This window comes from Nocardia arseniciresistens, from assembly GCF_046764875.1.
Taxonomy (GTDB): domain Bacteria; phylum Actinomycetota; class Actinomycetes; order Mycobacteriales; family Mycobacteriaceae; genus Nocardia; species Nocardia arseniciresistens.
In genome coordinates, this window is record NZ_JBKORD010000004.1 from 379001 (window position 1) to 392761 (window position 13761).

The 13761-nt window shown below is 64.6% G+C and carries 15 protein-coding genes; 5 read left to right on the forward strand and 10 right to left on the reverse strand.

Annotated features, from left to right (window positions below):
* Positions 1-15: 15 nt before the first annotated feature.
* Positions 16-717 carry a polysaccharide deacetylase family protein gene (locus tag ACLMAJ_RS09535; protein ID WP_412013169.1) on the forward strand — a complete coding sequence of 234 codons (702 nt, stop codon included), beginning with the start codon at positions 16-18 and terminating at the stop codon, positions 715-717.
* Between the two features lie 33 nt (positions 718-750).
* Here the strand turns inward: ACLMAJ_RS09535 and ACLMAJ_RS09540 are convergent, their stop codons facing one another.
* Complete coding sequence (locus ACLMAJ_RS09540) at positions 751-1167, reverse strand: PPOX class F420-dependent oxidoreductase (protein WP_412013170.1); 417 nt, start codon at positions 1165-1167, stop codon at positions 751-753.
* A gap of 88 nt (positions 1168-1255) precedes the next feature.
* Complete coding sequence (locus tag ACLMAJ_RS09545; RefSeq protein WP_412013171.1) at positions 1256-1654, reverse strand: winged helix-turn-helix transcriptional regulator; 399 nt, start codon at positions 1652-1654, stop codon at positions 1256-1258.
* A gap of 101 nt (positions 1655-1755) precedes the next feature.
* On the opposite strand from ACLMAJ_RS09545, the gene ACLMAJ_RS09550 reads away from it, so the two are divergent.
* Positions 1756-2607 carry an SDR family oxidoreductase gene (locus ACLMAJ_RS09550; protein WP_412013173.1) on the forward strand — a complete coding sequence of 284 codons (852 nt, stop codon included), beginning with the start codon at positions 1756-1758 and terminating at the stop codon, positions 2605-2607.
* A gap of 83 nt (positions 2608-2690) precedes the next feature.
* Here the strand turns inward: ACLMAJ_RS09550 and ACLMAJ_RS09555 are convergent, their stop codons facing one another.
* Positions 2691-3068 carry a VOC family protein gene (locus tag ACLMAJ_RS09555; protein WP_412013174.1) on the reverse strand — a complete coding sequence of 126 codons (378 nt, stop codon included), beginning with the start codon at positions 3066-3068 and terminating at the stop codon, positions 2691-2693.
* Between the two features lie 136 nt (positions 3069-3204).
* On the opposite strand from ACLMAJ_RS09555, the gene ACLMAJ_RS09560 reads away from it, so the two are divergent.
* Positions 3205-3984 carry a TetR/AcrR family transcriptional regulator C-terminal domain-containing protein gene (locus ACLMAJ_RS09560; protein ID WP_412013175.1) on the forward strand — a complete coding sequence of 260 codons (780 nt, stop codon included), beginning with the start codon at positions 3205-3207 and terminating at the stop codon, positions 3982-3984.
* Between the two features lie 43 nt (positions 3985-4027).
* Here the strand turns inward: ACLMAJ_RS09560 and ACLMAJ_RS09565 are convergent, their stop codons facing one another.
* Positions 4028-4573 (reverse strand): carboxymuconolactone decarboxylase family protein, encoded by a 546-nt coding sequence (locus tag ACLMAJ_RS09565; protein ID WP_412013176.1) that lies wholly within the window; start codon positions 4571-4573, stop codon positions 4028-4030.
* A 233-nt stretch (positions 4574-4806) separates the two neighbouring features.
* On the opposite strand from ACLMAJ_RS09565, the gene ACLMAJ_RS09570 reads away from it, so the two are divergent.
* Positions 4807-5697: a nuclease-related domain-containing protein gene (locus ACLMAJ_RS09570; protein ID WP_412013177.1), complete on the forward strand. Its 891-nt coding sequence runs from the start codon at positions 4807-4809 to the stop codon at positions 5695-5697.
* A 118-nt stretch (positions 5698-5815) separates the two neighbouring features.
* On the opposite strand, the gene ACLMAJ_RS09575 is transcribed toward ACLMAJ_RS09570, so the two are convergent.
* From ACLMAJ_RS09575 to urtA, 6 genes are all read right to left on the reverse strand, one after another.
* Positions 5816-6544: a GntR family transcriptional regulator gene (locus ACLMAJ_RS09575; protein ID WP_412013178.1), complete on the reverse strand. Its 729-nt coding sequence runs from the start codon at positions 6542-6544 to the stop codon at positions 5816-5818.
* A gap of 10 nt (positions 6545-6554) precedes the next feature.
* Positions 6555-7247: an urea ABC transporter ATP-binding subunit UrtE gene (gene urtE / locus ACLMAJ_RS09580; RefSeq protein WP_412013179.1), complete on the reverse strand. Its 693-nt coding sequence runs from the start codon at positions 7245-7247 to the stop codon at positions 6555-6557.
* Positions 7240-8085 (reverse strand): urea ABC transporter ATP-binding protein UrtD, encoded by an 846-nt coding sequence (gene urtD, locus ACLMAJ_RS09585; protein ID WP_412013180.1) that lies wholly within the window; start codon positions 8083-8085, stop codon positions 7240-7242. Before urtD ends, urtE begins: the two co-directional genes overlap by 8 nt.
* Positions 8082-9239: an urea ABC transporter permease subunit UrtC gene (gene urtC, locus ACLMAJ_RS09590; RefSeq protein ID WP_412013181.1), complete on the reverse strand. Its 1158-nt coding sequence runs from the start codon at positions 9237-9239 to the stop codon at positions 8082-8084. The genes urtD and urtC overlap by 4 nt, the downstream gene beginning before the upstream one ends.
* Entirely contained in the window at positions 9236-10120 is an 885-nt protein-coding gene (gene urtB / locus ACLMAJ_RS09595; protein ID WP_412013182.1) for an urea ABC transporter permease subunit UrtB, read from the reverse strand. Before urtB ends, urtC begins: the two co-directional genes overlap by 4 nt.
* Before the next feature lie 106 nt (positions 10121-10226).
* Positions 10227-11507: an urea ABC transporter substrate-binding protein gene (gene urtA / locus ACLMAJ_RS09600; protein WP_412013183.1), complete on the reverse strand. Its 1281-nt coding sequence runs from the start codon at positions 11505-11507 to the stop codon at positions 10227-10229.
* A 382-nt stretch (positions 11508-11889) separates the two neighbouring features.
* On the opposite strand from urtA, the gene ACLMAJ_RS09605 reads away from it, so the two are divergent.
* On the forward strand, positions 11890-13719 hold the full coding sequence (locus tag ACLMAJ_RS09605) for an acyl-CoA dehydrogenase (protein ID WP_412013184.1): 1830 nt from the start codon (positions 11890-11892) through the stop codon (positions 13717-13719).
* Positions 13720-13761: the final 42 nt, after the last annotated feature.

The window sequence follows — 13761 nt, forward strand, 5'->3', positions numbered from 1 at the left end:
TGCTATACAGGTCGGATGCGTAGGTGGTTGGTCGGTGGTGCGCTGACGCTCGTTGTGGTCGTAGTCCTCGCGATAGGCGGGTACTTCCTGATGAATTCGCGGACATATCAACTCGCGGGCCGATTGGTGGATCGCGTCGACACCACCGAGAAGGTAGTCGCGCTGACCCTGGACGACGGCCCGACCGCCAGGACGCCCGATGTATTGAAAGTCCTTGCGGAAGCGGCAGTTCCGGCCACTTTTTATCTCGTCGGCAGCGACTTGGCCGCAAACCCGGAGCAGGGCAAGGCAATTGCCGAGGCCGGTCACGAAATCGGCAACCACACCTACACTCACCGCCGCATGGTTCTCGTCTCCTCCGGCACCGTCCGCGACGAACTGGAACGCACCGACGCCGAAATCGCGAAAACCGGCTACCAGGGCCCGATTACCTTCCGCCCGCCCTACGGCAAGAAGCTCTGGTCGCTACCCGAGTACCTGTCCGACCATGATCGCACCACGGTCACCTGGGACGTGGAACCCGATTCCGGCAAAGCCGCGAGCACCGACGACATCGTCGCCGAAACCATCCGTGAGGTTCGCCCCGGATCCATCGTCCTGCTGCACGTCATGCACGAATACGGCGCAACAGCTCTCGCGGCCATCCCGCGCATCGTGTCCGAACTCCGTTCTGCCGGATACCGTTTCGTCACCGTGTCGGACCTGCTGACCAGCTGAGCCGGTCAGCTGCGTCGCTTGTCCGACCAGTGCTCAGAGCATGCCGTAGGCGTGGGTGGGGGTCAGGCGGACGAGGGCGCGGCGGTCGGTGACCATGGCTTTGCGGTAGTCGTCCCAGTCGGGATGTTCGCCGGAGCCCGCGCGGTAGTAGGCGACGAGTTCGTCGACGGTGGGGTCATCGGGGGCGGCGGCAACGGGAGTGAGTTCTACGGTGCCTTCGAGAACGGCGTAGGCGAAGAAGTCGGCGCGGGTCACGTGGATCGCGGCCCACGGATCGCGCACGAGGTTGTGATACTTCGCGCGGTCGGCGGTGATGGAGATGCGGATGATGCCGTCGTCGCCGATGACGTGCAGCACGTTGGACAGCTGTGGGCGGCCGTTGCGGCGGATCGTGGTGAGCACCGATCGCTTGGTGCTGCGCGCGAAATCGATTGCTGTGGTGAGTTCCATGACCGTATTCAACCGACGATCGGGCACGGTCGTTCCCGCGTAGTCGTCGGACACGCCGCCGGTCGATGCGAACGGCTCGGTGCCGTCCTCATTCCCGGTGGTAGGCGGCCTGGGCGTCGCGGACTCGCGGCATGTTCGTTTCGAGCACGTGGATCAACGATTCCAGGTGCTCGGCGACATCGGCGCCGAGGTCGGTGAGGGTGTATTCGACGCGGGGCGGAATGGTCTCGTGGACCCGGCGGTGCACCATGCCGTCGCGCTCGAGCGTCTGCAGGGTCTGCGAAAGCATGCGCTCGCTCACACCGTCGACGCGCCTGCGTAGCGCGCTGAATCGGTACGGACCCGCGCGCAAGGCAACGAGGGCCAGGATCCCCCAGCGGCTGGCAACATTCTGCAAAACTGGGCGTGACGTGCAGTTTTTAGCAAAAACATCGGCCTCCAGCGCGGGGTCATCGGTGTCAACCGACTGGATGCGCTGCGTACTCATGAATCCGATAGTACCCAACTTGACCAAAGTAGTGTAGGAATGCATAGTACTTACTAATAGTTAGTGCTAGCAGATCAGTAAACCCATTCTTGGAGGTAATCATGACCGTCGCAGTCACCGGGGCAAGCGGGAACCTGGGTCGTCTCGTGGTGGAGGCGCTGTTGCGCGAGGGCTCTACGCCGGTCGTCGCGATCGTGCGCGATCCGCAGAAGATCGCCGATCTGGCGGAGCGGGGCGTCGATGTCCGGCAGGCCGGTTACGACGATCCGGCCGCGCTCGACCGCGCGCTCGACGGCGTCGACCGGGTGCTGCTCGTCTCCGGCACCCAGTTCGGCGAACGAGTGGCTCAGCACACCAACGTCATTCGGGCAGCGGAGCGAGCGGGCGTGAAACTCCTTGCCTACACCAGCATTCCGCGCGCCACCGAGAACTCGCTGATCCTGGCGCAGGAGCATAAGGGCACCGAGGCCGTGCTCGCGGAATCGACCGTCCCGCACACTATCCTGCGCAACAGCTGGTATTGGGAGAACTACTTCGGCGGCGTCGGGCACGCGATCGAAACCGGCGTGCTGCACGGTGCCGCCGGCGAAGGCCGAGTGGCGGCGGCCGCGCGGGCCGACTATGCGGAGGCGGCCGCGCGCGTGCTCACCTCCGACGGGCACGAGGGCAAGGTCTACGAACTCGGCGGCGACGAGCGTCTCACCTATGCCGAACTGGCGCAGGTTATCTCGGAGGCGTCGGGTAAGCCGGTGCGCTACGAGAACCTGCCCCAGGCCGACTACAACGCCGCGTTGGTGCAGGCCGGTCTCGACGCGGGCTACGCCGCGGTGCTCGCCGACGCGGACGCGGGCATCGCCTCGGGAATTCTCGATGTGGACAGCGGCGACCTGCAAAAGCTGATCGGGCGCGCCTCGACCCCCGTGGTGGATGTGTTCCGCGCGGCCCTCGCCTGACGGAAGTCGTTATCGCTCGTGCGGACGGGCGCTTTCGTGGCATTGCTCGCGAAAGCGCCTGTCCGGTTCGAGTCTTGTGAGACTCACACCCACTGCACGAGTTGCAGGATGATCCCGTTCGGATCGCTCATCTGGAAGTAGCGCTCGCCCCACTCCTCGGTCTCGATGGGCGTCACGATCGGTACGCCCTCGGCCTGTAGCCGCGCGTACTCGGCATCGATGTCGTCCACGACGAACACTACGAGCAGGCCGTCACCGGCACTGCCCGCCGCGCTCTCCGGCTTGAAGGTTTTCAGGCCGATCCGCAGAAAGATCAGGCTCAGCCCGGCGTCCGGCCGATCCAGCGAGACGAACCCGTCCGCCGACATCGTCTCGGTGAACCCGAGGTGGTCGATGACGAACTTCGCCGAGGCTTGCGGGTCGGCGACATTGAGCGAGATCGCGGAAGCGGTGACTTTCATAGTGACTCCTCTGGATTATTTCTCTACTTAGTACGCTATACTTTGTAGAGAAATTCCCGAAGAGTTGCACTATGACCTATGTCACATCGAGACTGTCGGAGTCTCGAGTGGTGTGCCCGGGGACCGAGGAGATGGTGTGGCCGACGAAGGTAAGCAGCCGAAGGCGCGCAGCAGCGCCGGCGATCCCGCGCGGACGCTGGAATTACTCTGGCGCGTTCCCGGAAACCAGGCGGTGCGCGGCCCGAAGCAGCGCAGCAGCGTGGACGCCGTGGTCGCGGCGGCCATCGCGATCGCAGACGCGGACGGGATCGGCGCACTCACCATGCGCGCCGTCGCCAATCGGCTCGGCCTCACGCCGATGGCCACCTACACCTATGTGCCGGGCAAAGCGGAGCTGATCGATCTGATGCTGGACACGGTCTATCGCGAGATGTCCCGGACGGACTCGACCGACCGCCCCTGGCGCGACCGGGTAGCCATGATCGCCGCGGAGAACCGTGCGCTGCTGGCCATGCATCCATGGGTGGCCTACCTGTCGACCACCCGCCCGCCGCTCGGCCCCGGTCTCGCCGCCAAATACGACCACGAACTGCGGGCCTTCGACGGCCTCGGCCTCGGCGATGTCGAGATGGATGCCGCGCTCACCTTCGTGCTCGGCTTCGTCACCTCGGTCGCCCGCATCGCCATCGACACCGACCGCGCGGCCTCCGAAAGCGCCATGACCGACCAGCAATGGTGGGAACGGGTCGCGCCGATGCTGGAACAGGTCTTCGACGCCGACCGCTACCCACTGGCCGCGCGCGTCGGCGCGGTAGCGGGTCAGACACACGACGCCGCGTACAGTGCCGACCACGCCTACGAATTCGGGTTGGCCAGGGTTTTGGACGGCCTGGCGAGGTTGATCGAAAACAATTGAGCGGCAGCGTCGTAGTCGGTCGGCGGCAACGAAGCGTGACGCGCTATACCCCGTCGCGCTGGATGCGCAGAGCGGTGATCGTGGAGGCAAGCCCCTCGTATTGGTTGACCAGCAGGACGATTTCGATGAGCCGGCGCTCGTCGTAATGCCCGGCGAGCGTCGACCAGACGGCATCGTCGATATCGCGTGACCCCACCAATTGGTCGACGGCGGCGAGCAGAGCGCGATGCTTGTCCGTCCACTCGGCCGCGGACGGTCCGGTGCGGAGGCGGTCCAGGATCTCGGAAGTGACACCAGCGCGCTTGCCGAGGCGAATGTGGTGGTCCATCTCGTATTCGCAGTCGCGCAGGTGTGCGACGCGCAGAATTGCCAGTTCCGTTTCGTGCCTCGAAAGCCGGCCGCCGGGCATGAGTTTGCCCGAATAGTGCAGCCAGCCGCGGAACAGGCCTTTGGTGCGCCCGAGGGTGCTGAACAGGTGTGCATCGTCGGTTCCCGCGGCGCGGGAGAGCACCTGCCAGACAACCCAATTGACGGGACCGAGCTCGCGGAGCCGACCCGGTAATATCCGTGGTCGCGTTGCCGAAACCATGCTTACGCCTCCTCCGTGATCTCGATATGGACAGCGCGTCGGCGCTGCCGGAGATCCTGGTTGCGGTGCCCGCGGGTGCGAGGCGGGCAGAGTGCGAGCCTACTGGTCCCGGTGGCCGCAGTTCAGTCTTCGGATTCGGTGGCCTTTCGGGTGATAGCGCGTCATCATCAGTACCGGCGCGGTCATGCGGTGGGAGGTCCGCGTCGATCCGATGAGGCGGGCAGGAAAACGCGATGCTGGTGAAGATGAAGACCGGAGCGACTCTTTCCGGAGCCGAACAGGAGTTCGTCGAGAGTCTGCGATTGTTTCCGACAACCTGCCTCGCGGTGGTGGATCTGGACGTGGGCGCCAATGGAACCCGGCAGGTCGACGTGGTGCTCCTGACCGCACGTGGCATCACGGTGATCGAGGTCAGAGGCTTCCTGCGGCGCCAGAGCGGAATTCTCGATATTCCTGGCGACGGGCCGTGGACGATCAGCGAGGCGCGGGTGGAGCTGGACGGTGACGGCGCGGTCAGCCCATTGGACCAGCTGGAACACGCGGTGCACGCGGTGAAGAGCAGGCTGGAGCGTGCGCTGCTCGACCCCGGTCATGTGTGTGGTGCGGTGGTGCTCGTGCCTTTTCGTGGCGTCGTGGTGCGTCCGGCGCGCACCAATCTGCGCCCGGGTATCGATGTCCTCACCGCCAACGCCCGCGATGCGACCGAGCTGCGCATCTACCTGGAAAGCTTCTCGGCAGGGCCACGCGACTGGACCGCCGACCGCGTCTTCGCCGCATGCCGAGCGCTCGGTGTCGACAACGGCCCCTCGCGGGCCGAACTCATCGCCGACGGCTTCGCCGCGGTGGCGCCCGACCCGAACCAATTCGGGCTCGCCGGGGCCGGACTGCCGCGGGCCGCGCCGGTCCCCGACCAGCCGACGCGCCGCCAGAGTGTCGCCTCCTTGGTCGCCGTCGTCCTCGCGGTCATCGGGATACTCGTCGTACTCGGAGGGATCATCAGCGGTATCGCGCACGACTCCGGCCGCGCCCACCCCGAGCCCGGTGGTGCGACGTCGAGCACGGAGCCGTCACCGCCGCCATACAGTCCCGTCGAATGCTGGCCCTTACAGCCGGATTGCCCGTGATCAACGGTTCGCGCATCGTGTGGAACCGACTGAACGCGCTCGGCCTCACGAGACGGCATCGATAGCCTTTGTTCGAAGTCTCCCGCCGGGCTCGAGCGGAAATCGCTGCGTCTGCACGTTAATCACGCACGGCGCGGGCGAGTTTCGTCAGATCTAGCGCGTGTTGAGCACGTGCGAGGACATGGGCGCGTGCGCTGGCGATGTGGGTGGTGAGTGTGCCGAGTGCGGTGGCGGGGTTGCCGGACAGGAGCTGTTCGGCGATAGTGATGTGCTCGGCGGTCATGGTGGCAATGCGGTCGGGAGTTGGCAGGTCCAAGGTGCGCACCGGGCGCACTCGGACATAGACGCCGGCGAGTGCGTCGGCGAGCGCTGTATTACCCGCTGCGGCAAGCAGAGTCATGTGGAACTGCTCGTCCGCGGCAACCAGTGCCGCGTCGGGCTCGGGCGGATCTTCGAGTATCTGTCGCCACTTGTCGAGTTCTTCGCGCACCAGCGACAGGTCGGGTGTCGGCGCGGAAACGAAGGTGCGCTCCACTCGTTCTGTGCGCACCATATCCAAGATGCGCTGAATTCCTCTGGTCTCCAATATGATCCGCAGCTCATAGAGGTTGTCCAGCTCCTCGATCCGCGGCCGGTACGGATACAGACCGTCGGCATGTCGCTCGACAAGGCCGTCGGCTTGCAGCCTGGCGAGTGCCTCCCGCACCGGGGTCCGTGACACACCGTAGATTTCGGCGAGGCGCTCCTCGCCGAGCCGTTCGGTCGGCACCACCGCACCGGTGGCCAGATCTCGCCGCAACGAGTGATACACGCTTTCGCTCAGCGGGACTCGGGCCCTGCGCGACACAGCTGCCCGCTCAGATCGCCATCGCCGAGCGGACCGCGGTCTCCGCACTCGCACCGCCCGCGCCATCGGAGCCGACGCGCCCGGATTGCAGGACGTAATAGTGTTGCGCCGCTTGCAGTGCGAAGCCGATATGCTGTTCGACGAGCAGCACACTCAATCCGCCACGCTGGGTCAAATCGATGATGGTGCGTTCGATTTCGGCGACCACCGACGGCTGGATGCCCTCGGTGGGCTCATCGAGGATGAGCAGTTTCGGCTCGGTGATCAGTGCCCTCGCGATCGCCAGTTGCTGGCGCTGACCGCCGGAGAGCAGGCCCGCCTTGCGAGTCAGCAACTCGCGCAGCGCGGGGAAAAGATCTAGCGACTCCTCGATCAACGCCTTGCCGCGCTTGCGGCCGTCCGCGACGACCTGGAGGTTCTCCGCGGTGCTCAGCTGCGGAAAGCTCTGTTGTCCCTGAGGCACGTACGCGATGCCGCGCTTCACCCGCCGCGACGGCGACATCTTGGTGATCGTCTCGCCGTCGAACTTGATCTGACCCGACTTGGTCCCGATCAGACCGACGGCGGTGCGCAGCAGGGTGGTCTTGCCCGCACCGTTGTGCCCCATGATCGCCACGACGCTGTCGTCGGGAACAGTCACCGAGACGCCGTGGATCACCTCGGTCCTGCCGTAACCGGAATGGATATCGACCAGTTCAAGCATCGGCGGACTCCTTGTCGTCGGTGGTGGAGCTCTCTTCGATGGCCTCGTCCAGTCCGATCGCCGCCGCCGTGCCGAGGTAGACCTCCTGCACCTTCGGATCGGCCTGCACCTGCTCGACCGTGCCTTCGCTGAGCACCTTGCCCGCGGCGAGCACCGTCACCGAGGTGGCGAAGGCGCGCATGAAATCCATATCGTGCTCGACGACGATGACGATCCGTTCACCGCCGATGCGGCGCAACAGGTTCCCCGTCTCCTCACGTTCCTCGGCGCTCATACCCGCGACCGGCTCGTCGAGCAGCAGCACCGAGGCATTCTGCACAAGCAGCATGCCGATTTCCAGCCACTGCTTCTGCCCGTGCGCGAGCACGCCCGCCTGCTTGTCACGCAGATCGCCGAGCCCGGTGATCTCCAGTGCCTCTTCGATACTCGGCAGCACAGACTTGCGCCGCCGCAGCATGGTCAGCGCCGAGCGCCCGGCACCCGCGGCGATGTCGAGATTCTGTAACACGCTGAGCTGCTCGAAAACGCTTGCCGTCTGGAATGTTCGGCCGATACCGAGGCGCGCGATCTGGTGCACCTTCTTGCCGAGCAGTTCGACGCCGGACTTCTGCGCCGATCCGCTTGCGGGCACAAGTCCGGTGATCGCATCGATGAGCGTGGTTTTGCCCGCGCCGTTCGGACCGATCAGAAAACGCAGATCACCTTGCAGCACAGTGAGATCGACATCGGTGACAGCCTTGAACCCGTCGAAACTCACCGATAGACCCCGGATTTCGAGGTACTCGCTCGACATCCCGGCATTGCCGCCGAGCTTCGGTCCGTGTGTTGTCTCGGTCATGACTTCACCTTCTCCTCGACCGGTGCGTCCTCTACATCGGGCAGCGCCGCGACCATGGCCGATGAGGCGGGCGGCGGCGAGGTGCGGCGGAAACGGCCGGCCAACGAGCCCCTCACCATCGGCCACACACCGGCGAGACCGGCCGGGATGAACCCGACCACCACGATGAACAACACACCCTGTAGATAGGTCCAGCTGGACGGGAACTCCTCGGAAAGCGCGGTCTGCGCCCACGCGACGCCGATCGCGCCGAGCACCGGCCCGAGCAGGGTGGTGCGGCCGCCGATCGCGACGCCGATGATGAACGCGATGGAGGGCACGACACCGATATCGGCGGGAGAGATGATGCCGACGATGGGGGTGAACAGCGCGCCCGCTATGCCCGCGAAGAAGGCCGCGACGACATAGGCGACAATCTTGACGTTGGCCGGGTCGTATCCGAGGAAGCGCACACGTTCCTCCTGATCACGCACTGCCACAAGCAGTTCGCCGTAGCGGCTGCGCATCAGCTGGCGGACCAGCGCGACAACCACGAGCAGCGTGCCCGCCGCGATGAAGAACAGCATCTGCCGGTTGGCCGGATCGGAGAGCTTGAATCCGAAGAAGGCACGGAAATCCGATAGGCCGGTGAAGCCGCCGATCTTCTGCTGGCCGGTGAGCAGAATCGCGAGCGCGGCGGCAAGTGCCTGACTCAGAATGGCGAAATAGGTGCCTTTGACCCGGCGTTTGAAAACGCCGTACCCGAGCGCGGCCGCGACAAGCGCAGGCAGCACGAGAATACCGATCAGCGCGACCGGACCCGACGCGAAAGGCTGCCAGAACGACGGCAATTCGCGAATCCCCGCGATCTCCATGAACTCCGGAACGTCATTGTGCAACCTGGCCGCGTCCGCCATCTGCAAATGCATCGCCATGATGTAGGCGCCGATGCCGAAGAACACCCCTTGACCGAGAGTGAGCATTCCGCCACGGCCCCAAGCCAATCCGATCCCCGCCGCCACGATGGCGAAGCACAGGAACTTGGCGAGCAGGTTCAGCCGGAAGTCGCTGAGCATGGCAGGCGCGACCGCGAACAACCCGATCGCGGCGACGGCGAAGCCGCCGAGCGTGGTCAGCGAGGAGTGTGCGCGCCACCGTTGTATGAGTGTGGTCATGCCAAACTCCTTGTGCGGACGGTGAACAGGCCCTGCGGCCGGACCTGAAGGAAGATCACGATGATGACAAAGACGATCACCTTGGCGATGGACGCGGTGGTCGAGTATTCGATGTAGGAATTGAGCAGGCCCAGTGCGAACGCCGCGATGACGGTGCCCTTGATCTGACCGAGCCCGCCGATCACTACCACGAGGAAGGCGTCGATCAGATAGCTCTGGCCGATGGTTGGGCTCGTCGAGCCGATCAGGGTGAGCGCGACACCGGCGACACCGGCGAGGCCGGAGCCGATGAAGAATGTGCTGATGTCGGTGATGCGGCTGGAAACACCGCTGGTCTCGGCCAATCCGCGGTTCTGTACGACCGCGCGGATGCGGCGCCCGAGCGGCGTCGTCTTCAGGACCGTGGCCAGCGTGATCACCGCGACTATCGCGAGTACGAGAATGAAGATGCGGGTCTTGGGCACCACCGCGCCCATGATGGTGATGCCGCCGCCGAGCCATTCGGGGACGAGCACGTTCTTGGCGGGTGCGCCGAAGATATCGCGGGCCAGCTGTTGCAGCACGAGTCCGACACCGAAGGTGACGAGCAGGGTGTCCAGTGGCCGGTCGTACATCCAGCGGATCAGGCCCATTTCGAGCGTCGCGCCGAGCAAGCCGCCGACGAAGAAGCCGATGAGCAGCGAAACGATCAGCGATACACCCGCCGACGAGAACACCTTCTGCACAACGTAAGTCGTGTAGCAGCCCGCCATGATGAACTCGCCGTGCGCCATGTTGATCACGCCCATCTGACCGAAGGTCAGGGAAAGGCCCAGCGCGGCGAGCAACAGAATTGATCCCAGACTCAGCCCGGTGAAGAGCTGGCCGATCAGCACGTCCATAAAGATTCCTAACGGTGACTGCCGGTGCGGGACCATCTACGCGACGAGACCCACACCGGCGCTGACCATTTCGAGCGACCCGCAAGCGATCGCTACGGACCATCTACTACTTCAGACCCTTGGCCCAGTCGTAGGACTTCAGGTATGGATCCGGGTTGATGGCCTTGCCCGAATCCCACACCGTGTAAATGAGTCCATCCGGACGGATTTCACCGATGCGGGCGGTCTTGGTGATGTGGTGGTTGGAGCCGTCGAGGGTGACAAGACCCTCGGGCGCCTCGAAGCTCACCCCGTCGGCCGCGGCCTGAATGTCGGTCACTCCGAAAGACTTCGCCTTCTCGACGGTGTTCTTCCAGAGGTAGACCGAGGCGTAGGCGGCCTCCATCGGGTCCGAGGTCGGCTTGTCCGCGCCGAACGCGGCCTTGTAGTCCGCGACGAACTTCTTGTTCACCGGGGTGTCGACGGTCTGGTAGTAGTTCCACGCCGTCAGCTGGCCCGCGATGTTCTGCGCACCGATGCCCGCGACCTCTTCTTCGGCGATGGACACCGAAACGACCGGCATCTCAGTGGCTTTCAGGCCCGCATTGGTGTACTCGCGGAAGAACGCGACGTTGGAATCGCCGTTGAGGGTGTTGAACACCGCGCCCGCCTTGGCCGAACGCACCTTGTTGACGATGGTGGAGAAGTCGGTCGAGCCGAGCGGGGTGTAGTCCTCGCCCTTGATCTCGATGCCGTTGGCCTTCGCGTATTCCTTGATCTCGCGGTTGGCGGTCTGCGGAAAGACGTAGTCGCTGCCGACCAGGTACAGGGAGGTGATGCCCTTCTGCTTCAGGTAGTCCAGCGCGGGGATGATCTGCTGATTGGTGGTCGCTCCGGTGTAGAAGATGTTCTTGCTGTCCTCCAGACCCTCGTACTGGACGGGGTAATAGAGCAGCGAGTTCAGGCTCTCGAACTTCGGTTTCATGGCCTTGCGGCTCGACGAGGTCCAGCCGCCGAACACCGCGGCGACACAGTCGGAGCTGATCAGCTTCTCGGCCTTCTCGGCGAAGGTCTTCGGGTCAGAGGCCCCGTCCTCCAGAACCAGGTCGATCTTCTTGCCCATGACGCCGCCCGCGGCGTTGATCTGGTCGATCGCGAGCTTGGTGGAGTTGGCGACGGTGACCTCGGAAATGGCCATCGTGCCCGATAACGAGTGCAGGGAACCGACCTTGATCGAATCCTTCGACGTGTCGAGGCAGGACGCGGCGTTGGAGCCGGTGGTCGAGTCGTCGTCCTTGGCGCCACAGGCGGTCAGCAACAGACCGGCGAGCACGACGGCCGTCGGAGCGAGCAGCGCTTTTGCCGCGCGACGCGAGCGCGGCCGGTGGATGGCACGGGAATCTTGCATGGGGCGGGACCCTTCTCACTTCATCAGGTTGTTCGGCGGCGCTACGTGCGCCGCGGGCGAATACGCCCGCCTTTGCACCGGTCAGGGTGCCGAGCGAGTGCTGTCGACCGGGATGTGTACAGCGGCTGTATTCGTGCTGGGAACACTAGACAGAAGTTGTTGCGCCGGAATGACTCCCGGTGACGAGTCCGTTGCCGGTGTTTCCGCCGTGTGAACGTTTGCGATAATCGCTCGGCGAACGACTGTGAGGCTTCCCCGTGGCTACGGTTGCGTAGTGTCATCGCGGTACGGCACGCTTCATTTGTACACAGTCAGAAAGCCCGATCCCGCGGCGTGCCCGGTCGCGGATCGGCTGCCGAGCTGTCAGTCGAGGAGGATCACGGTGGGTCACTACAAGGCGAACGTGCGCGACATCGAGTTCAATCTGTTCGAGGTGTTGCAGCTGGACAAGCTGCTGGATACCGGTGCCTACGGCGATCTCGACTCCGATACCGTGCGCGAGATCCTGATCGAGGTGAAGCGTCTCGCCGAGGGGCCGGTGGCGGAATCCTTCGCCGCGGCCGATCGCGATCCCGTGGCCTACGACCCCGCCACCTTCGCCATCTCGGTGCCGGAGCCGCTGAGCAAGACGATCAAGGCTGTGCAAGACGCGGACTGGAGCAGGCTCGGCATGCCGGAGGGTATGGGCGGCACGCCCGCGCCCGCTGCGGTGGTCTGGGCGGTCAACGAGATGATCACCTGCGCCAACCCGTCGGCCAGCTTCTTCGGTATGGGTCCGGTGATGGCCTCGGTGCTCTACAATGTCGGCACCGATGAGCAGAAGGCATGGGCCACAAAGGGTTACGATCGTGGCTGGCACGGCACCATGGTGCTGACCGAGCCGGATGCCGGTTCGGATGTCGGCGCGGGTCGCACCAAGGCCATCGAGCAGGAGGACGGCTCCTGGCACATCGAGGGTGTCAAGCGCTTCATCTCCGGCGGTGACGTCGGCGAGACAGCAGAGAACCTCTTCCACCTGGTGCTTGCTCGCCCCGAGGGCGCGGGCCCGGGCACCAAGGGCCTTTCGCTGTTCTATGTGCCCAAGTTCCTTTTCGATCACGAGACCCTCGAGCTCGGCGATCGCAACGGTGCGTATGTCACCGGTGTCGAGCACAAGATGGGCCTGAAGTCCTCGCCGACCTGTGAGGTGACCTTCGGCGGCACCGACGTACCCGCCAAGGGTTGGCTGGTCGGTGCGGTGCACAACGGCATCGCGCAGATGTTCCAGGTGATCGAGAACGCGCGCATGGTTGTCGGGATCAAGTCCACCGGAACGCTGTCCACCGGGTACCTCAACGCGCTGGACTACGCCAAGCAGCGCGTCCAGGGCTCGGACCTGACCAAGATGACCGACAAGGCGGCGCCGCGCGTCACCATCACCCACCACCCGGACGTGCGGCGCAGTCTGGCCATGCAGAAGGCATACGCCGAGGGGCTGCGTGCGGTGTATCTGTACACCGCCGCGCATCAGAATCCTGATGTGGCGCAGCTTGTTTCGGGCGCCGATGCCGAATTGGCGCACCGGGTGGACGATTTGCTGCTGCCGATCGTCAAGGGTGTCGGTTCCGAGCGGGCTTACCAGTACCTGACCGAATCGCTTCAGACATTGGGTGGCTCGGGCTACCTACAGGATTACCCGATCGAGCAGTACATCCGCGACGCGAAGATCGACTCGCTCTACGAGGGCACCACCGCCATCCAGGCGCAGGACTTCTTCTTCCGCAAGATCATTCGCGACAAGGGCGTTGCCATCGGGCATGTGACCGGGCAGATCTCCGCGTTCCTCGACGCGAAGACCGGTCGCTTCGAGACCGAGCGGGCGCTGCTCGCCGGGGCGCAGGCCGACGTACAGGCGATGACGGCCACGCTGACCGGATTCCTGATGGCGGCGCAGCAGGATCCGGCCGAGTTGTACAAGGTGGGCCTCGGTTCGGTCCGTTTCCTGTTCGCCGTCGGTGATCTGCTGATCGCCTGGCGGCTACTGGTGCAGGCCGAGATCGCCGCCATCGCACTGGTTTCCGGGACCACGGAGAAAGATCGGCCGTTCTATGAGGGAAAGGTCGCTGTCGCAAGCTTTTTCGCGAAGAACGCGCTACCGGAGCTGACTGCGGTCAGGAACATTATCGCCGCGATCGACAACGACATCATGGTGTTGGACGAGGCCGCGTTCTAAAGGGGTAATCGAGCAGTTCGACGGCCCGCCGGCAGCTATGGC